The 18,242-nt window shown below is 70.4% G+C and carries 17 protein-coding genes and 1 riboswitch; of the genes, 4 read left to right on the top strand and 13 right to left on the bottom strand.

The features are described 5' to 3' along the window. Positions 1 to 48: 48 nt before the first annotated feature. Together L8M95_RS00585 and L8M95_RS00580 are read left to right on the top strand one after the other, a co-directional pair. The gene (locus L8M95_RS00585; RefSeq protein ID WP_260487420.1) at positions 49 to 1,038 is read left to right on the top strand and encodes a TY-Chap domain-containing protein; all 990 of its coding nucleotides are present in this window, start codon (positions 49 to 51) and stop codon (positions 1,036 to 1,038) included. A gap of 66 nt (positions 1,039 to 1,104) precedes the next feature. Continuing rightward, positions 1,105 to 1,641 carry a hypothetical protein gene (locus L8M95_RS00580; RefSeq protein ID WP_260487419.1) on the top strand — a complete coding sequence of 179 codons (537 nt, stop codon included), beginning with the start codon at positions 1,105 to 1,107 and terminating at the stop codon, positions 1,639 to 1,641. Here the strand turns inward: L8M95_RS00580 and L8M95_RS00575 are convergent. Then, positions 1,638 to 2,114, bottom strand: a complete 477-nt coding sequence (locus L8M95_RS00575) for a YchJ family metal-binding protein (RefSeq protein ID WP_312027433.1) — start codon at positions 2,112 to 2,114, stop codon at positions 1,638 to 1,640. The genes L8M95_RS00580 and L8M95_RS00575 overlap by 4 nt on opposite strands. Positions 2,115 to 2,228: 114 nt before the next feature. Here L8M95_RS00575 and L8M95_RS00570 point away from each other — a divergent pair, with 114 nt between their 5' ends. Continuing rightward, complete coding sequence (locus L8M95_RS00570; protein WP_260487418.1) at positions 2,229 to 2,477, top strand: hypothetical protein; 249 nt, start codon at positions 2,229 to 2,231, stop codon at positions 2,475 to 2,477. Positions 2,478 to 2,529: 52 nt separating this feature from the next. Then, complete coding sequence (locus L8M95_RS00565; protein ID WP_260487417.1) at positions 2,530 to 4,086, top strand: fatty acyl-CoA synthetase; 1,557 nt, start codon at positions 2,530 to 2,532, stop codon at positions 4,084 to 4,086. Between the two features lie 15 nt (positions 4,087 to 4,101). Here L8M95_RS00565 and L8M95_RS00560 read toward each other — a convergent pair whose 3' ends face one another. The 12 genes from L8M95_RS00560 to L8M95_RS00505 form a co-directional block, all read right to left on the bottom strand. Beyond that, positions 4,102 to 4,950 carry an alpha/beta fold hydrolase gene (locus L8M95_RS00560; RefSeq protein ID WP_260487416.1) on the bottom strand — a complete coding sequence of 283 codons (849 nt, stop codon included), beginning with the start codon at positions 4,948 to 4,950 and terminating at the stop codon, positions 4,102 to 4,104. A gap of 26 nt (positions 4,951 to 4,976) precedes the next feature. Beyond that, positions 4,977 to 5,804: a hypothetical protein gene (locus L8M95_RS00555; protein ID WP_260487415.1), complete on the bottom strand. Its 828-nt coding sequence runs from the start codon at positions 5,802 to 5,804 to the stop codon at positions 4,977 to 4,979. Between the two features lie 50 nt (positions 5,805 to 5,854). Next, positions 5,855 to 8,728, bottom strand: coding sequence for an aminomethyl-transferring glycine dehydrogenase (gene gcvP, locus L8M95_RS00550; protein ID WP_260487414.1), 2,874 nt, complete (start codon positions 8,726 to 8,728; stop codon positions 5,855 to 5,857). Between the two features lie 177 nt (positions 8,729 to 8,905). Then, positions 8,906 to 9,004: riboswitch (glycine riboswitch) on the bottom strand. Positions 9,005 to 9,038: 34 nt separating this feature from the next. Continuing rightward, positions 9,039 to 9,578 (bottom strand): MerR family transcriptional regulator, encoded by a 540-nt coding sequence (locus L8M95_RS00545; RefSeq protein ID WP_235027748.1) that lies wholly within the window; start codon positions 9,576 to 9,578, stop codon positions 9,039 to 9,041. A gap of 350 nt (positions 9,579 to 9,928) precedes the next feature. Beyond that, a complete protein-coding gene (locus tag L8M95_RS00540) occupies positions 9,929 to 10,429 on the bottom strand; it encodes a bifunctional nuclease family protein (RefSeq protein ID WP_259820363.1) in 501 nt (166 codons plus the stop codon). A gap of 82 nt (positions 10,430 to 10,511) precedes the next feature. Next, a complete protein-coding gene (locus L8M95_RS00535; protein ID WP_260487412.1) occupies positions 10,512 to 11,246 on the bottom strand; it encodes a MerR family transcriptional regulator in 735 nt (244 codons plus the stop codon). Then, positions 11,243 to 11,662 (bottom strand): FHA domain-containing protein, encoded by a 420-nt coding sequence (locus L8M95_RS00530; protein WP_259820362.1) that lies wholly within the window; start codon positions 11,660 to 11,662, stop codon positions 11,243 to 11,245. The genes L8M95_RS00535 and L8M95_RS00530 overlap by 4 nt, the downstream gene beginning before the upstream one ends. Positions 11,663 to 11,784: 122 nt before the next feature. Continuing rightward, entirely contained in the window at positions 11,785 to 12,189 is a 405-nt protein-coding gene (gene gcvH, locus L8M95_RS00525; protein WP_260487411.1) for a glycine cleavage system protein GcvH, read from the bottom strand. Between the two features lie 48 nt (positions 12,190 to 12,237). Then, positions 12,238 to 13,002 carry a CDP-alcohol phosphatidyltransferase family protein gene (locus tag L8M95_RS00520; protein WP_260487410.1) on the bottom strand — a complete coding sequence of 255 codons (765 nt, stop codon included), beginning with the start codon at positions 13,000 to 13,002 and terminating at the stop codon, positions 12,238 to 12,240. Next, positions 12,999 to 15,296: an accessory Sec system translocase SecA2 gene (gene secA2, locus L8M95_RS00515; protein WP_312027432.1), complete on the bottom strand. Its 2,298-nt coding sequence runs from the start codon at positions 15,294 to 15,296 to the stop codon at positions 12,999 to 13,001. Before secA2 ends, L8M95_RS00520 begins: the two co-directional genes overlap by 4 nt. An 87-nt stretch (positions 15,297 to 15,383) precedes the next feature. Next, on the bottom strand, positions 15,384 to 16,523 hold the full coding sequence (locus tag L8M95_RS00510) for a hypothetical protein (protein WP_260487409.1): 1,140 nt from the start codon (positions 16,521 to 16,523) through the stop codon (positions 15,384 to 15,386). 115 nt (positions 16,524 to 16,638) lie between these two features. Beyond that, positions 16,639 to 18,240 carry a polyamine aminopropyltransferase gene (locus L8M95_RS00505; protein WP_396119184.1) on the bottom strand — a complete coding sequence of 534 codons (1,602 nt, stop codon included), beginning with the start codon at positions 18,238 to 18,240 and terminating at the stop codon, positions 16,639 to 16,641. Positions 18,241 to 18,242 lie beyond the last annotated feature (2 nt).

Raw genomic sequence — 18,242 nt, 5'->3', positions numbered from 1 at the left:
CCGGCGAACCGCTGACGGAGATGGCGGCTCGGTGGTTGACTGCCATGCATGCCGGCATTCGAGTTCGACCTGGACGCGTCGATCGCGGCCGGGTGGGATCGGTTCGCGTCCCACCTGGCCGACCTCCTGCGTGACCTGGTCCCCGGCGCCACCTTCGATCTGGCGGTACCCGTCCTCGGCGCGCCCTCGGCCCACACGCCGTACATCCGGTTCACCGCCGGTGACGGTGGACGGGTCGTCGCGGAGGTCTCCGGAGGCGGCACCGAGGACGTCCCCACCCCGTTGCGCCCCGCGCAGTTGGCGCAGCTGGCCGCACTCGGATGGCAGGCGACTGACACCGAGACGTCATCCGATCCGCCCTCCGGCCCCCGTGTCTCCCTGCCGACCGACCGGGCCCGCGAGCTGTCCCACCTGGTTGCGGGAACCCTGGAGCAGGTGTTCGGGATACGGCACCCGGTGTTCCTGCACGATGTGACCGACGCCGACACCGACACCGACGAGGACGACGTCGGCGACACCGGACCGGTGGAGCCCGGGGGTTCGGGAGGGGGCATCACCGGCCCCGGGGGGCCGCTGGTCGACGAGGACGACTTCCGTCCGCAGCCGATCACCGACCCGGACCAGGCGACCCGCGCGGTGGGAGCGGCCCTCACCGAGGTCTACCGACGACGGTTCCGGCCCGACGAGCACGACGTGTTCACCGTCCCCGCCGGCTGTGTCCTGCTCTTCGTCCGTGCCCACCGGTCACTGCCGCTCATCGTGTTCCGGAGCCCGCTGCTGTCGGCGGTGGAGGACGTGGCCGCCGCGGAGACCGAGGTCGCGATCCTCAATCGCGACTCCCTGTGGTGCCGGTACGTGTTCGACGGCAAGTCGATCACCGCCGAATCGGAGTTCGTCGACCGGGTCTTCGTCCCGGTCAACTTCAAGATCCAGTTGGCCGAGATCTCCGCGGAACTCGACGACGTCTACCCGGACCTGGCCCGCCGGGTCGCTGGAAAACACTGGCGGGACCTGCGAGCCTCCGACGACTCCGACTAGGACGAGACGTAGGATCAGGCACTGCCGGGACGGGCCCGGTGCACGATCCCGCCACAGGAGCGCCTTATGCGTCGCGCCGCCCTCGCCGCCGTGGTCACGGCCGCGACCGTGTTGACCAGTGCCTGCTCTCCGTCGCTTCTGGGCGACGACGACCGCGGTGTCCCCGTTCCCACCGCCGAACCCACCGGACCCCTGCCCTCCTCCCAGCAGTTCGACCGTCCGTTCCCCGTCTCCGGCGACCTGTGGGACGCCACCGTCACCGTGTCGAACCTCCGGATCGTGCCGTCCTCCGCCTACTCGGACGCGGTGCTGGTGGTGGACGTCCGCGCCGTGCAGTCCTCCGGCCAGCCCCAGTTGGGACCCGCAGACTTCTCCGCGTTCGATCCCTCGGGGCGGCCCTTCGAGCGGATCGAGAACCCCGCCGGTACCGTCGACGACCCGTTGGTCCCGTCGGTGTTGTCGACACCCGGGGAGGAGATCCGGGGAATGGTGGCCTGGACGGTGCCGCGCGGTGTCCGGATCGGCCGGATCGACCTCACCACCCCGGGCACGATCGGTTCGTTCATCGTGACCCGTCAGCCGGACGACCCGACCCGGTCCTAGACGCTTTGGCCCTGCCCACCTCGGCCCTGTCCACCCCGGCTCTGTCCACCCCGGCCCGGGCCACTCGGCTCGCCGCCGCCGGCGGGATCCGACTCGCCCGCGGGGTCCGATCCCGTCAGGTAGGTCCAGCGCCCGCCCCTGCGCTCGAACAGCGACCGCTCCCGCATCACGTTCGGCCCCTCGGCGCTCGTGTACCGGGCCTCGAACCCGACCACCCCGTCGTCGTCGTCCTCACCCCCGGCGACCACGTCGACGACGGTGAGTCCGGTCCACTCCACCCCCGATGCCTCGACCGTCTGTGGCCTGGTCCGCGGATGCCAGGTGCGCCAGAGATGGTCGGTGCGGCCCAGCACGAACGCCGTGTACCGCGACCGCATCAGCTCCTCAGCGGTCCGCGCGGGCACCCCGTCCTCCACGAGCGGGCCGCAGCACGTTCCGAATCCGTCCCCGCTGCCGCACGGACATGCACTCATCTGTCGACTCCGTCCCCCGGCGATCCGATCAGGTTACCGACACCGCACTGCCCGACCATCGGCCACCGCGCCGCTACCCCCGACCACCGCGACAGGACTATCCTCGCTGGTGACATGACTGGTTTCGCTTCCCTGCGCTCACTCGCGCGCCGCCGTGCCGACCCGGATCTGGCGCCACTTCGCGTACGTTCCTGCCGCGACCTGTGCAACTGGAACGAGACCCCGGTCGAACGCCGCGGCGAGCCACTGTTCGCCTGCCGCGGATGTGGATCGCAATGGGTCCCGAGCGAGCCCTGGACCCCGCGCGAGGCCACCGGCGACATCCCCCCGGCCGTGCTGGACCTGCTCCGGTCGAACGACTGACCGGGACCGGCCACCCGCAGGCCGGCGCCACCGGCCGCTATAGAGTCGGACCATGACCACGCCCCCTCCGCACTCCCTCTCATCCGCCACCGCCGGGACCGTCGACGCCGTACTGCGACGCTCCGCATCCCGGTTCCCCGACCGGGTCGCCCTGACCTTCGCCGACCGGCGGTGGACCTACGCCGAACTCGACGCCGCCGTCGACCGCGTCGCCACGCTGCTCGCCGACCGCGGACTGGCCGACGGCGCACGGATCGCCGCCTACGGCGTCAACTCGGACGCCTACCTCATCGGCTTCATGGCGACCTCCCGTGCGGGGTACACCCACGTTCCCGTGAACTACGCGTTGACCGGTGGGGAACTCGAGTATCTGCTCAGCGATTCCGGGGCGTCACTCGTCCTGGTCGACCCTGCGCAGGCGCGGACCCTCGACGCCGTGGCCCGGACCCTGCCGTCGCTGCAGACCCTCGCGCTGCAACCCGCCGCCGGTGACCCCGCCGACGGGACCCTGCTGGGCGCGGCGCTCGACCGGGGCGACGTCGCGCCCGTCGACTCGCCCGCGTCGGGCAGCGACCTGGCCCAGCTGCTGTACACCTCGGGCACGACCTCCCGACCCAAGGGCGCCATGATGACGCATTCGGCCCTCGCGCACGAGTACGTCAGCTGCATCCTCGCGCTCGATCTCACCGCCGACGACGCGCCGCTCGTGACCATGCCGCTCTACCATTCCGCCGCCATGCACGTGTTCGCGATGCCCTACCTCTCGCTGGGCGCGACCGTGCACCTCATGGCCGCCCCGGACATCCCCGAGATCCTCCGTCGGGTCGAACAGGACCGGATCGGGTCGCTCTTCCTCGCCCCGACGGTATGGGTCCCACTCGCGTCCCACCCCGACCTGGACACCCGCGACCTGTCGAGCCTGCGCAAGGCCCAGTACGGCGCCTCGATCATGCCGGTCACCGTCCTGCAGAGGCTGCGCGAGAAGTACCCCGATCTCGGTTTCTACAACTGCTTCGGGCAGTCCGAGATCGGGCCGCTCGCGTGTGTCCTGCGGCCCGAGGAGCACGATGCCCGCCCGGCGAGCGCCGGGCGCCCCGTCTTCTTCGTCGAGGCCCGCGTCGTGGACGAGACCGGCGCCGAGGTCGCCGCCGGCGAGCAGGGTGAGGTCGTCTACCGCTCCCCGCAGCTGTGCCGGGGGTACTGGAACAAGCCCGAGGCCACCCGGGAGGCGTTCCGTGACGGTTGGTTCCACTCCGGGGATCTCGTGGTCCGGGACCCCGAGGGATTCGTCGAGGTGGTCGACCGCATCAAGGACGTCATCAACACCGGGGGCGTCCTCGTGGCCTCCCGCGAGGTGGAGGACGCGGTGTACCGAGACGAGCGGGTCGCCGAGGTCGCGGTGATCGGCACCCCGGATCCCAAGTGGATCGAGGCGGTGACGGCGGTCGTCGTCCTCAAGGAGGGGGCCCACGTGACCGAGGACGAGATCATCGCGGGTACTCGCGAGCATCTCGCGCCGTTCAAGATCCCCAAGCGGGTGGTGTTCGTCGACGAGCTGCCCCGCAACCAGTCCGGCAAACTCCTCAAGCGGGAGTTGCGGCAGGGCTGAGGCACTGCTCGACGGCTATCCGATCCGGGTCAGGACCTCGCGGGCCACCACCGCGGGGGCCTGTTCCGGTAGCCAGTGGCCCAGGTCGTCGAGTGGGACGAAGCGGTAGTCAGCCGTCACCCTCGCCGCCGTGGCCTCGGCCCCGCTGCGGGCGACCGCCGGATCCTGCCCGCCCCACAGGAATGTGGTGGGCACGGCGACGTCGGGGAGGTCGTAGCGCCGCATCGCGCGGTACCAGTGGAGAGCCGCGGTCAGGGCGGAGCGCTCCCCGAGCACCTCGAGGTGCCTGTCGACCAGGTCGGACGGAACCTGCCCGGCGAACATGCCGCGCAGTCGACGGGCATCGTCCTCGAGGAGTACGTCCTCGGCCTTGCCCTCCTGACGGAACAGTCCGAAGTAGGCCGATCGAGCCTGCTGATCGGGATCCGTGTAGATCGCGTCGGAGAACGCCGCGAGGTGCGGGATGGAGACCGCCGTGAGGCTGGCGACCCTGTCGGGGTGGTGGGCGGCCACCCACCAGGCCACGGACGCCCCCCAGTCATGCCCCAGCACATGGACCCGGTCGAGCCGGAGACTGTCCACCACGGCGAGAGCATCGGCCGACAGGTGCTCGATGGCGTAGCTTCGGACATCATCCGGACGCGCCCCGGACGAGTACCCGCGCTGCATCGGGGCCACCACCCGGACTCCTTGACCCACCAGGACCTCGGCGACGCTCCCCCATTCCCAGGCCGACTCGGGAAACCCGTGCAGGGCCAGAACCGTCCTGTCCGGATCGGCATCGGGCCCTCGGTCTTCCGACTCCCATACGAGGACGTCGAGCGTCCCGGCCGAGACATCCACGGTCGTTCTCCGGGGTTCCATGGGGCGGACACTAGCGCGCCACGTGGTCAGCGCGGGCCGGTTCCCCGAGGAGCCCGGGCAGACGCTCCCGGGTGGTGGGCAGCCGCCCGCCGGTCATGCCAGTCCGTGACGAGCCACATCTCGACCACCAGCGGGTCCACGCCCGCCTCGTGCGCCCATGCCGCGACCACATCCAGGTACCGCTGGTATCGGCGCGGGGTCAGGCGCGAGGCCGAGTCGACCTCGGTCCAGCCGGCGTGGATCAGGGTTCCGATCCCGGCCGGATCCACCGGCACGATCCCCGGCGCCGACCACGCCATGCCCAGCGAGGACAGGTAGAGCGACGCCAGGGGGTACCCCAGGTCCGGTACGCCGCGACCTGCTCGGCCCGCAGGGGCGCCGTGGCGCAGGAGGTTCATGGCCTCCGCGGGTGCGTCGAGCCAGTCCACCACCTCGTGCAGGACGAGGGGATACCCGTGGGAGGAGACCGAGATCCGAGCATGCAGGTCGCGCTCGGCGATGCGGAAATCCGGGAGCCCGCGCCGCATCCCCGATCGCGTCGGGTGACCCGAGAGCCACGCGGCGCACATGTAGAGCGCGACGACCGACTCCTCCAGGCTCCCCCGCGCGCGGCGACCCGCCGCCCACAGGTCGCTCCTACGGAGGTAGCCGGACCCGACCTCGACGCGTCCGCCGTCCGGGCCCCCGGCGACCAGACGGAGGTCGACGCGCTTCTCCGCGAGACGGAGGTTCCACAGGTCCAGATCGATCTCGACGTACTCGTCGGCTACCACCAGCGCGGGAGGCTGGGCGCGACACCACTCGCGGCAGGCCGCGGGGAGAGCGGGGATCGGGTGGGGTCCGGTCGTCGTCATGCACCGCACGGTGTCATGCGGGTACGACAACGCCGGACCCCGGCGCCGGTTCAGTCCTGTGCGAACGCGTCCAGCGGCGGGCAGGAGCAGACCAGGTTCCGGTCGCCGTAGGCTCCGTCGATCCGACGGACGGCCGGCCACACCTTCGGGCGCCAGCCCGAGCCGAGCGGGTACCCGGCGACACTGCGGGGGTAGGCGTTCGTCCACTCGTCGGCGGACACGCTCTCGGCCGTGTGGGGCGCGCCCCTGAGCGGGTTGTCGTCCACGGTCCACTCCCCGGCGGCGACCCGGTCGATCTCGGCGCGGATGGCGGCCATCGCGTCGCAGAACGCGTCCAGCTCGGCCAGGTCCTCGCTCTCGGTCGGCTCCACCATGAGGGTGTTGGGCACCGGGAAGCTCATGGTGGGCGCGTGGAACCCGTAGTCGGCGAGCCGCTTGGCCACATCGTCGATCGAGATGCCGACCGAGTCGATGAGCGGCCGCAGGTCGAGGATGCATTCGTGAGCGACCCACCCGCCCTCACCGGAGTACAGCACCGGGAAGTGCTCCCCGATACGCCGGGCCAGGTAGTTCGCACTGGCGATGGCGGTGAGCGTGGCCCTGCGCAGGCCGTCGGCTCCCATCATCCGGACGTACGCCCAGGTGATCGGGAGGATCGACGCGGACCCGAACGCGGCCGACGAGACCACGCCACCCGAGCCCAGACCGTCCTCGTGCGGGTGCCCGGGCAGGAAGTCGCGCAGGTGCTCGGCCACCGCGACGGGGCCGACTCCGGGCCCGCCGCCGCCGTGCGGAATGCAGAAGGTCTTGTGGAGGTTGAGGTGGCTCACGTCGCCCCCGAACCGCCCCGGCCGCGCCACCCCGACGAGCGCGTTGAGGTTGGCACCGTCGATGTACACCTGACCACCGGCATCGTGGACGATGGCGCAGATGTCCTCGATGTCGTGCTCGTACACCCCGTGCGTAGACGGGTAGGTGATCATGATCGCCGACAGCTGGGCGGCGTACTTGTCGACCTTCGCGCGCAGGTCGTCGATGTCGACGTCGCCGTTCTCACGGCATGCCACGACGACCACCTTCATTCCGGCCATGACCGCCGACGCGGCGTTGGTGCCGTGGGCGGAGGACGGGATGAGACAGACGGTCCGGTCCTCGTCCCCGCGCGAGCGGTGGTAGGCCCGGATCGCGAGGAGCCCGGCGTACTCGCCCTGGCTCCCGGCGTTGGGCTGCAGGCTGACCGCTGCGTACCCGGTGATGTCGACGAGCCACTGCTCGACGTCCGCGACGAGTTCGCGGATGCCGGCGTTCTGGTCCGCCGGGGCGAAGGGGTGGAGCCGGTTGAACTCCGGCCACGTGATCGGCTCCATCTCGGCGGTCGCGTTGAGCTTCATGGTGCAGGACCCCAGGGGGATCATGGTCCGGTCCAGAGCCATGTCCTTGTCCGAGAGCGCGCGCAGGTAGCGCAGCATCGCGGTCTCGGTGCGGTACCGCACGAACGCCTCGTGCTGGAGGAACGCGCTCGTCCGGTCACCGTAGCCCGGGTCCGCCGAGATCTCGGCGGCCGATCCGGCACCGAACGCCTCGAGCACGATCCCGATGTGCTCCGCGGTGGTGGCCTCGTCGCAGGAGACGGACACCGTGTCGTCGTCGACCTTCCACAGATTCACGCCGCGGGCGGCGGCGGCCGCCAGCACCTCGTCGGCGCGTCCCGGGACGCGTGTGAGGACCGTGTCGAAGAACTCGTCGTGGACGACGTCGATCCCGGCGGCGCGCAGCCCCTCCGCCAACGCATCAGCGTGGGCGTGCGCCCGGCGGGCGATGGCCGTGAGGCCCTCGGCACCGTGGTAGGAGGCGTACATCGCGGCCAGAACCGCCAGGAGGACCTGGGCGGTGCAGATGTTGGACGTCGCCTTCTCCCGGCGGATGTGCTGCTCACGGGTCTGGAGGGCGAGCCGGTAGGCGACCCGTCCGTCGGCGTCGGTCGACACCCCGACCAGGCGCCCCGGAAGGTTGCGGGCGTGTGCGCTGCGGCACGCGAGGAAACCGGCGTGCGGCCCGCCGAAGCCCATCGGCACCCCGAAGCGCTGGGTGGTGCCGAAACACGCGTCCGCACCCTTCTCCCCCGCGGGAGTCAGGACCGTCGACGCCAGCAGGTCGACACCCGCGGCGACCATGGCGCCCCGCTCGTGGCACTGCTCGATGAGCCGGGACACGTCGGCGACACGACCGGACGCGCCGGGGGTCTGCACGAGCGCCCCGAAGAACTCTCCCTCGGGCAGGCCGTCGTCCACCAGGTTCGCGGTGACGATCTCGATGCCCAGGGGCTCGGCGCGGGTGGCGAGGATCGCCGCGGTCTGGGGGAAGATGTCGACGTCGACGGCGAAGCGGGGGCTCTTGGATGAGCGGTTGGCCCGTCGCAGCATCGTCATGGCCTCGGCCGCGGCCGTGCCCTCGTCCAGCATGGAGGCGTTCGCCATGTCCATACCGGTCAGGTCGGAGACCATCGTCTGGAAGTTCAGGAGCGCCTCGAGACGGCCCTGGCTGATCTCCGGCTGGTAGGGGGTGTAGCCCGTGTACCACGCCGGACTCTCGATGATGTTGCGGATGAGCACCGGCGGGGTGAGCGTGTCGTAGTACCCCTGGCCGATCATCGACACGGCGACGGTGTTGCGGTTCGCGAGTTCACGGAGCGCGGCGATGGTGTCCGCCTCCGACAGCGGCTCCGGTAGCGCGTCGATCCCCTCAGCACGCCCGTCCGCGCCCACCTCGTCGAGGATGACCGACGGGACGGCCCGCTCGGCGAGCTCGTCCAGTGAGCTCACCCCGATGGTGTCCAGGATGCGTTCCAGGCCGTGGGCGTCGGGACCCAGGTGGCGGGCGACGAACTCGCCTCCGGTCCGGGAGATGTCGGGGGTCGTCGTCACAGGTGCTCCTCAGGTGGCGGGGCCGCCCGGACAGGCGGCCTGCGGGCCGGTGCTACCCTCTCCGCTCTGTCCCCTGCCGGACGGGTGCCGGCGCCTGAGAGATTCACCGGACTCGCGAGGCGAGCCCGGCTTTCCCCGTGGGCGGGTGGTCTGTTCCACCGCTCTCCAGAGGCGTTAGGCGACTACACGGTCCGGGTGCCTGAGAGATTCTCGGAGAGGAGTTGCTCCTTCGGCGCCCACGGCCCGTAGGCCGCGGAGCTCTCCCGTGAGTCGCGTGAACGCACGGCCGAGTCTAGACCACCCGAGCCGATCAGCCCGTGCGGCGTGAGGCGCGTGCGCGCCGACGGGCCGCCAGTTCGTCCTCCACCGGCGTCAGGATGTCCTCCTCCGACACCGTCTCGGCGGGGAACTCGGCGATCGAGCCGGCGAGCTCACGCATCGCTCCCCCGATCCCGATCCCGAAGACACCCTGCCCGCCCTGCAGCAGGTCGAACACCTCCTCCTTGGAGGTGCACTCGAACACGGTGCGGCCGTCGGAGAACAGGGTGATGGTCGCCAGATCCTCCACACCACGTGAACGGATCTGGTCCACGGCCTTGCGGATGTTCTGCAGTGAGATGCCGGTGTCGAGCAACTGCTTGACGATCTTCAGGACGAGGATGTCCTTGAACGAGTAGAGGCGCTGACTACCCGACCCGGCCGCATTGCGGATCGAGGGGACGACCAGATCGGTGCGCGCCCAGTAGTCGAGTTGGCGATAGGTGATCCCGGCGATCTGGCACGCGATCGGAACGCGGTACCCGCTCGTGCCGTCCGGGATCCCGTCATCGGGGAACAGTCCGGGCTGCACCTCGTCGAACGACGCCTGGGTGCCGTCGACTGGGGCCCTGAAGAGACTCTCCGTGTTCGTATCGGCGACGGACGGCTCCGAGACCCGGGTGTGGTCGGCCACGATTGCTCCCTCAAGCTGCGGGTGTCGCCACGAACGTGGCGGCACGGTACCGGGCTGCGAAGCCCGGATCCTGGACGCGTGAACACCATCGGTGTAGTTCACTGAGGGCAACGCTATGCCCGCCGGGGGCCTCGATCAATAGGACACGCGGTAAACCTCAACCTCAAGTTGAAGTTTAGAGTCTGCCCTGACCTGCGCTCTGGTAGTGAAGTGACCATTGGGACCACCAAACTTGCAGGTCACAGGCTTCAGGAGGGTGACCCGCCCGGCTCCTTCGGCGCTTCCGGCCCGCCGAGGAAATCGTCCGGGTTCACCTGGTCGAGGAACTCACGGAAAGCCTCGACCTCTTCCTCGCCCTGCTCCACGAGTGAGATCCCCACCTCGTCGAGGACCTCCCGACTGACGAGTACCGGCGAGGAGGTCCGCAGTGCGACCGCCACCGCGTCGGACGGGCGCGCGGACACCCGGGTCTCGCCGAACACCAGTTCCGCGAAGAACGTCCCGTCGGACACTCCCACGATCTCGACCTGCTCCAGCGGATGCGAGAAGGTGTCCAGCAGCGTGGCCACCAGGTCGTGCGTCAGCGGCCTGCTCGGCTGCACCCCCTGCTGTTGGAGGCTGATCGCTGCGGCTTCGGCCGCTCCGATCCAGATCGGCACGTACCGACCACCGTCCTTCTCGTGCAGGATCAGTACGGGTGCGTACTCCGGCTCCTCGAAACGGACGCCGACGATGTCGACCTCCCGCATGTTCTTTCCCATGTCCTCCGCCTCTCCCACGTCTCTCAGCGTAGCCCCGATCCGCTCCACGGCGGGCGGGCGCCGACGCCCGTCAGGACTCGAGTGCGTGCCGCACGGCGACGGTGACCAGGGTCGAATGGAGCGCCACCGACAGTGCCGCGATCTCCCGCGCCAGTTCCGCAGCCCGATCCCGGGCATCGGCATCACCCTGACGGGCCACCGGGCCGGCGATCTGCGTGATCAACCCGGTCTGACGGTCGGCCGCCGTGCGGAAACCCCTGAGGTGGCGCACGTCCACCCCGTGCCCGGCCAGATCGTGCGCGGTCCGCGCCACCAGGACCGCTTCCGGGTCGAAGAAGCCGCCGGGCCCCGCCGCGATCAGGCCGGCGTCGATCAAGGCGTCGACCAGTGCGGCGTCCACCCCGGACTGCTCGACCACGTTCTCGCGGGTGAGCCTCTTCAGGGTGTCGCTCCGGAAATCGTCCGGGGCGGAGCCGGGGACGCCGTCCTCACCCGACCGGGGTCGCAGCGCGGTGGTCGACCCGTCGGCGATGCCGGCGTCCAGTGCGTCGAGTTCCTGCCGGATCACCTTGAGCGGCAGGTACCGATCGCGCTGGGCGGTCAGTACGTATCGCAGGCGCTCGCGGTCCTCGACGCTGAACCGTCGGTATCCGCTCGCCGTGCGCTCAGGGGTGACCAGCCCCTCGTTCTCGAGGAACCGGACCTTCGACACAGTCAGGTCCGGGAACTCCGGACCCAGAAGTGCGATGACGCCCCCGATGGAGAGGTACTCCTCCTTCGGGGCGCCCTGTCCGGCGGCGGTCACTGCCCGGGCGTACCCGTCAGGAAGACGAGGCGGAACTTGCCGATCTGGACCTCGTCGCCGTTGGACAGCGACGCCGAATCCACGGGCTCACGATTGACGTAGGTGCCGTTCAGCGACCCCACGTCGACGACCGTGAACGTCTCGCCCTCGCTACGGAACTCGGCGTGCCGCCGGCTCACCGTGACGTCGTCGAGGAAGATGTCGCTGTCCGGGTGGCGTCCCGCGGAGGTGGTGGCCTGGTCGAGCAGGAATCGCGACCCGGCATTGGGGCCGCGCTTGACGACCAGCAGGGCCTGCCCCTCGGGGAGGCCCTCGACACCGGTGACGGCGGAGTCGGACTGCGCCGCCTGCTGGTCGGATTCGTTGAGGAGCTCTGCACGGAACACGGAGGTGGTCTCGGCGGTCGCCTCGGGCATGTTCTTGTTCTCGGTCACGTTCGTATCTCCTCGTCCGAGCCCAGCGAGGGGCTCACCGTGCGGTGCAGTTGATTCTATGTCGGGGACCCCGGCCGCGGGGCCGGGGGGCGGCGACTACCCGCTCAGCCCTCCGTGATCTTGGCGTACCCGTCAGAGTCGAGTGTCTGCTCGAGCTGGCTCTCCAGGTCGTCCACGTCGGCGATCTCCAGGACGACGATCCACCCCTCACCGTAGGGATCCGAGTTGACCAGTTCGGGCGAGGTCTCGAGGGCGGTGTTCACCTCGACCACCTTGCCGCTGAGCGGCGCGTACAGGTCGGACACGCTCTTGGGCGACTCGACCTCGCCGAAGGATTCTCCCGACTCCGTGTCCCCTCCGACCTCGGGGAGCTGAACGAACACGATGTCTCCGAGCTTGGACTGCGCGTACTCGGTGATCCCGATGCGCACCCGGGTGTCCGACACCCGCTCCACCCACTCGTGCTCATCGGTGTACCGGAGCTGGTCGGGGATGTTCTGATCGCTCACTGACGCGCCCTTCTCGAGTGGCTCACTTTAGAATTCCATCTGGCGACATTACACACCGTCGGGCACCCCCACATCAGCCGATCGGGCCCCGCGTGGGGGAACCGCCCGCGCGATCCGCCACGCCTGCCACACGTAGATGCCCCCACTCCACGCGTACAGTCCGACGCCCCAGTACAGGCACGCCTCCCCCACGAGCTGGAAGGCCTGTCCACCCGGCACACCGGCGTGGCCGGCCAGCAACAGCGGGAGTGACCAGAACAGGGCGAAGGTCGCCGCCTTGCCCAGGTAGGTGACCTCGGGTACCAGACCGCGCCGGCGGTAGACCGGAAGAGTGCTCGTCAGCAGCACGTCCCTGGCGATCAGGACCACCACGATCCACACGGGGATGTATCCCGCGACCGCGAAGGCCACCGGCACGGCGGCGACGAGGATCCGGTCCGCGATCGGGTCCAGTCGCTCGCCCCAGGTCGAGCGCATGTTCCACAGACGCGCGATCTTGCCGTCGAGCCAGTCCGAGACGACCAACACCCCGAGCAGCCACAAGGCCAGGGGTGGGTCGTCCCACGCCAGGATGCTCAGGATGAGAACCGGGATCAGCGCGATCCGCGCGAGCGAGATCGCGTTGGGCAGCGTCCAGAACCGATCGCTGACCTCGGGTACGCGGGCCGGCGATTCGGGGCCCAGGCCCGGCGGGACCGCCGCGGACAGGTGCCCGTCGCGGGGAGGCGGGATCCTGGCGCCCAGGACCTTGCCCTCTCCGGTCCGCCACTCCCGGAGGTCGGTTTCCCGCCTGCCGTCGCGCGCCGCATTCATCGGAACGTCGACATCATCCCGGAGAAGACGTTCCCACCGGCGGCCATCGGATTGTCGTGGACCATGTAGGTCCAGGTCGAGGTGGGACGCGCCATGGAGTTGGCCTCGAGGTCCACCCCGGAGTCGGTGAACTCGATCTCGGAGAAGGTCGCCTCGGATTCACGGACGGCGTCGGCGGCGAGGTCCCGGAAGTGGTCGATCGCGATCCGATGGAACTCGTCGAGGGGGTTCTCACGTCCCAGTGCGCGGAGGTGGATCGACTCCCGGACGTCGTTCATCGTCTCCAGATGCCGGGCCCAGCCCCGGTCGAGATGCCATAGCATGATCTCTCGGCAGCCCTGCACCACCGCCTCACGGCCGTGCTCGTCCACCAGCGCGTCACCCCGCGCGGGATCGTGTGCGGTGAGTTCCTCGAAGGCCCTGTCCGTACGCAGGAGCGCAGAGCGCCGCTCCGCGAGGATGTCGCGTTGCTCGGCGAGCAGCCGACTGTAGCGCCAGGTGTTGGCGTGGATCTCCAGCATCTGCCCCTCGGTCACCCGCTGGGCGTGATCGACGGCGTCGCGCCCGCGATTGCCCTTGAGCAACCCGGACATCCTGTCGTGGCTGGTCGGGATCTTCTCGGGTTCGAGCGCCGACGTCACCACGGGGTCGTCCATGGCGGCGAAGAACACCGAGCTGCCCGGGTCGCCCTGACGCCCCGCCCGTCCCCTGAGCTGGTTGTCGAGCCGCTCGGTCCGGTGCCGTCCGGTACCCACCACGTGGAGACCGCCGAGTTCCACGACCTCGTCGCGTCGGGCCTCGTCGGAACCGCCGAGGCGGATGTCCGTCCCGCGCCCGGCCATCTGGGTGGAGACGGTGACGTTGCCGACGTCACCGGCCTCGGCGATGATGGCCGCCTCCTCCTCGTCGTTCTTGGCGTTGAGGACCGAGCACTCGACCCCCTTCTCGGCGAGCCGTGCGGCCAGTTCCTCGGACTCGGCCACGTCGTGGGTGCCCACCAGGACCGGCTGACCGGTGGCGTGGACAGCAGCGATGTGTTCGACCAGCGCGCGGGTCTTGCTGTCGGTGTCGATGTAGGTGCGGTCGGCCTCGTCGAACCGGATGTTCGGGGCGTTGGGGTCGATCCGGGACACGCCCAGGGAGTAGAACTCGCGCAACTGGGCACCCGCCGCCAGCGCGGTGCCGGTCATCCCGCACACCTTGTCGTACCGGCCGATGAACGCCTGGACCGTGATGCTGTCCAGGATCTGCCCCGCCTCGGACACCGTGACGCCCTCCTTGGCCTCCACGGCGGCCTGGAGCCCGTCCGGCCACCGCTGGAGCTCGGCCACCCGTCCGCGGGATGCGTTGACGAGCTGCACCCGTCCGTCGCGGACGATGTAGTCCACGTCCCTACGCAGCAGGAAGCACGCGTGGAGCGCGACGTTGACCTGGACCAGGGTCGTACCGACGTGGTCGGCATCGTAGAGGTCGGGGATGCCGAGCTCGGTCTCGATGGCCTCGGCGCCGTCGTCGGTGAGGAAGATGTTGCGGCGGTCGGCGTCGGTCTCGTAGTGCCGACCCGGTCGCAGCTTGCGCACCGCGGCCAGGACCTCACCTGTCGGCGCCTCCCCGGAGGTCGAGCCGGCCAGGACCAGCGGCACGAGCGCCTCGTCCACCAACACCGAATCGGCCTCGTCCACCAGGGCCACGTCGGTGGTCGGGGCGATGAGATCCGCGGGGTCGGTCACCAGCTGTTCGCGGAGGACGTCGAACCCGATCTCGGAGACCGAGCCGTACGTGACATCGCAGGAATAGGCGATACGTCGCTCGTCGCGCGTCGAGGACTCCGTCACGTGGCCGACCGAGAGCCCGAGCATTTCGAAGATCGGCCCCATCCAGCGCGCGTCCCGGGCGGCGAGATAGTCGTTGACCGAGATGACGTGCACCGTGTGGCCCTGGAGGGCGTAGCCGGCGGCGGCCACCGCCCCCGAGAGTGTCTTGCCCTCGCCGGTCGCCATCTCGACGACATCGCCGGCGAACATCCGCAACGCTCCCTGGAGCTGGACGTCGAACGGCCTCAGACCGACGGTCCGGGTGGCGGCCTCCCTCGCCAACGCGAGGAACCGGGCGAGATCCTCGGGCGGATCACCGAAGAGCTGCAGCCCGTGCGCGGCGTCCGCGAACTCGTCGTCGTCCAGTCCTGCCGCCCACTCGTCGAACCCGTGCGACATCTCGACCGCGCTCTGCGCGCGCGAGGTGTCGCGTCCCTGGGTGGAGCCCATGAGCTTCCAGAAGCGGTTGGCCAGTCCCACGCGTGGAGTCCTTCCCGGTGACGAACAGATGCTCCCACCGTACGCAGGCGGGACGCCGTCGGGGACGCGCCCCTCCGGTCGCGGCGTCTAGCGGTCGGGGTCGATCTGGCCGCGCAACCTCCGCATGGCCTCCGTCGAGAGCATCCGGTCACCCGCGCGCGCCGCCAGATGCTCGGCCGCCACATCCGCCGGGGAGGGACGGTAGGGGGTCGAGGGCGACGCCACACCGTTGTCACGGGCGATGCCGGCGAGACGGTCCGCCTCCGCCACCGCGGCCTCGGCCCGCGACTCCACCGACTCGACGAGCTCCCGGAACGCGACCGCCCTGTCGACGACCTCCGCCCACACCTCGTCGATGGAGACGCCCATACCGGTCAGAGTGGTGAAACCGTCGCTCGCCGGCGGCACCCCGGCCGTGGCCGCGGCCTCGCGCAGTCGGCACAGATCCCCGGCGAGGCCGACCACCTCGGATTCGGCGTCGAACTGCAGCCGGATCTCCTCCACCGACCGTCCGCCCCGCGAGTACGCGCGGTACAGACGGTCGTACAGACCACCGACCTCCATGAGGGTGGCCGTGTACATCTCGGGAATCCGACGCCGGTCCGCGCGGATGTGCGGGAGCGAGGGAAGGGACTGCACCACCGACTGCACCCGTGGTGGCAACACCACCCGGCCCATCTCCCGCTGCCCTCTGGCCGCTGCGACCGTCCCGAGCTCCGCGAGGGTCCGGGGCACGAGCGGGACGGGGGCCATGGTCGGCGTCGATGCCAGGGCGTCGAACAACCGGCCACGGTCATCGGTGTCAAGGTGCACACCGCGCCGCCGGTCGGCGCGGATGTCCTTGACCCGGAAAGCCCAGACGCCGGAACCCCGGGTGAACCCGGTCCGCAGGACGAGGTACTTCCGGTCGAGATCTGCGAGTCGGGTCCGCAGCGCCATGCGCAACATGGAGGGCACCGGGGTGCCGAGGATCCGCCTCAGGTCGTGGCGCTGCTCCTCGATGATCCGGACCTGGTGGAATCCGTTCACCGTCGGGAACGGCAGATTGCGGTGCATCCGGGACAGGACGACGTCGCCGATGCGGGGTTCGATCAGCCCGCAGGCGACGAGCAGAGCCGCCCGGTCGGACAACTCCGCCACCGGGGCCTGCCCCTCCCCCCGGCACATGCGGTCGATATCGGACACGATCCGGTCCCGTGCCGTCTGTGGCGTGCGCTCGTCGGCCATGCCCCTCCTCGCCCGCGCGTCCGGCGCGCGGCTCTTCTCACGGGATACCTATCGGTTACAACGGTAGGCCCCGGCCCCGTGTTCCCCCGCGGGTGGCAGGCCGGCTCCGCACCGGTCAGCGTTCATAGCCACGTCGGGCGTCATCGAGGATCCGGGGCCGGTCGAGCGTGGAGGGCTCGAGTCGCATCGGGGTCACGTCGCGACCGAACCGGCCGGCTGCCTCGAGGGTCCCCTGGTCGAGGTATCGCAGGCCGGTGACGTCGGGCCGCAGTCGGAGATCCGGGACGTCACCGTCTGCCGAGGCCAGGACGAAACCCCAGTCCCCGAACGTCGGGACGTGAACGTGATACGGGGTCGTGCCCCATCCCGCGGAATCCACTGTCGACACCGTCCGCCAGAACTGCCGCGGTGTGGAGAACGGGCTCCCCGATTGGACGACCATGAGACCGTCATCGCCGGTGACCCCGCGCACGAGGCCGTAGAACTCCTCGGAATACAGGCGGGACAGCGCGGCGTTGCGCGGGTCCGGCAGATCCACGAGCACCGCCCCGAAGCCGCCCGGCGGCACCGCGCCGTCGCCGCCCCGGCGCAGCCACGCGAAGGCGTCGTCGACCACCACCTCGACGCGCGGGTCGTCGAGGGAACCCCGGTTGTCCGCGCGCAGCTCGGTGCGGGCGATCTCCAGCACCGCCGGGTCGAGCTCCACCTGGACCACTCGCCGAACGCCCGGCACGGCCAGGAGGTCTCGGGCCGCCAGACCGTCGCCGCCGCCGAGTACCAACACGTCGGCGGGCCGCTCGGCCATCGCGGGCTGGACCAGCGCCTCGGTGTACCGGTACTCGTCGAGACTCGAGTACTGGAGCGTCCCGTCGAGGTACAGACGGCGGTCGGTGCGGCCGTTGTACCTCGCTCTGGTGACGACGATCTCCTGGTAGGCGGACTGGGTGTGGGAGAGCACCGGGTCCGGGTACAGCTTGGACCGCGACCACTCGGTGACGTCGTCGAGCGTGACGAGCAGCGTGCCCAGCAGAGCCGCGACCAGCGCGAGCGACAACGCCGCTACGGCGGTCTGTGTCCGGGTCAGCAGACCCCGCAACGCGAGCGCGAGCAGCACGGCCGCGGCGGCCACGTTGACCACCCCCGTGATGGCGGCGGCCTGCTGCATCCCGAACGACGGCAGGAGCAGGAACGGCCACAGCAGTCCCCCGACGAGCGCCCCCAGGTAGTCGGCGGCGTTGAGATCGGCCAGTACCCGGCCGGCCTCGGCCGACCCGGTCCGGCGGCCGGTCTGCAGCAGGGACATGAGCAGTGGCACCTCTGCGCCCACCAGCACGCCGATCGCGGCGGTGGCCACCACCAGCGTCACCAACGACGCCGAGTCCGACCCCAGGGTCGTGAAGGTCACATAGAGCGCCGTGGCCGACGCCCCACCGACGAGCCCCAGCGTCGCCTCGACGGCGATGAAGCTCGACGCCGGGCGGTCGACGAACGGCTTGGCCAGCAATGCGCCGAGGCCGAGGGCCGCGACGTACCCGGCCACCACGAGACTCGTGGCGACGATCCCTCCGCCCTGGACCGTTGTCGCGAGCGTGAGGAGGGCGAGCTCGTAGATGAGCCCGCAGGCGGCGCACGCGGCGACGGAGGCCAGCACGACCGGACGCCACCAGCGGCCGGCGCGCGGCGGGGATTCTCCGGCGGGGTCCACCTCCGTCGGCACGG

The organism is Dietzia sp. B32 (assembly GCF_024732245.1).
Classification (GTDB): domain Bacteria; phylum Actinomycetota; class Actinomycetes; order Mycobacteriales; family Mycobacteriaceae; genus Dietzia.
Note: the sequence above shows the minus strand (reverse complement) of the source record. Positions and strands in the feature narration are given on the sequence as shown.

Bases quoted from the DNA above. Each gene is read 5' to 3' on its own strand.
- L8M95_RS00560 (WP_260487416.1), bottom strand. From the start codon at position 4,950: ATGGAACCCCGGAGAACGACCGTGGATGTCTCGGCCGGGACGCTCGAC.
- L8M95_RS00510 (WP_260487409.1), bottom strand. From the start codon at position 16,523: ATGGCCGACGAGCGCACGCCACAGACGGCACGGGACCGGATCGTGTCC.
- L8M95_RS00580 (WP_260487419.1), top strand. From the start codon at position 1,105: ATGCGTCGCGCCGCCCTCGCCGCCGTGGTCACGGCCGCGACCGTGTTG.
- L8M95_RS00520 (WP_260487410.1), bottom strand. From the start codon at position 13,002: ATGAATGCGGCGCGCGACGGCAGGCGGGAAACCGACCTCCGGGAGTGG.
- L8M95_RS00540 (WP_259820363.1), bottom strand. From the start codon at position 10,429: ATGCGGGAGGTCGACATCGTCGGCGTCCGTTTCGAGGAGCCGGAGTAC.
- L8M95_RS00565 (WP_260487417.1), top strand. From the start codon at position 2,530: ATGACCACGCCCCCTCCGCACTCCCTCTCATCCGCCACCGCCGGGACC.
- L8M95_RS00530 (WP_259820362.1), bottom strand. From the start codon at position 11,662: ATGCCCGAGGCGACCGCCGAGACCACCTCCGTGTTCCGTGCAGAGCTC.
- L8M95_RS00575 (WP_312027433.1), bottom strand. From the start codon at position 2,114: ATGAGTGCATGTCCGTGCGGCAGCGGGGACGGATTCGGAACGTGCTGC.
- L8M95_RS00555 (WP_260487415.1), bottom strand. From the start codon at position 5,804: ATGACGACGACCGGACCCCACCCGATCCCCGCTCTCCCCGCGGCCTGC.
- L8M95_RS00585 (WP_260487420.1), top strand. From the start codon at position 49: ATGCCGGCATTCGAGTTCGACCTGGACGCGTCGATCGCGGCCGGGTGG.
- L8M95_RS00570 (WP_260487418.1), top strand. From the start codon at position 2,229: ATGACTGGTTTCGCTTCCCTGCGCTCACTCGCGCGCCGCCGTGCCGAC.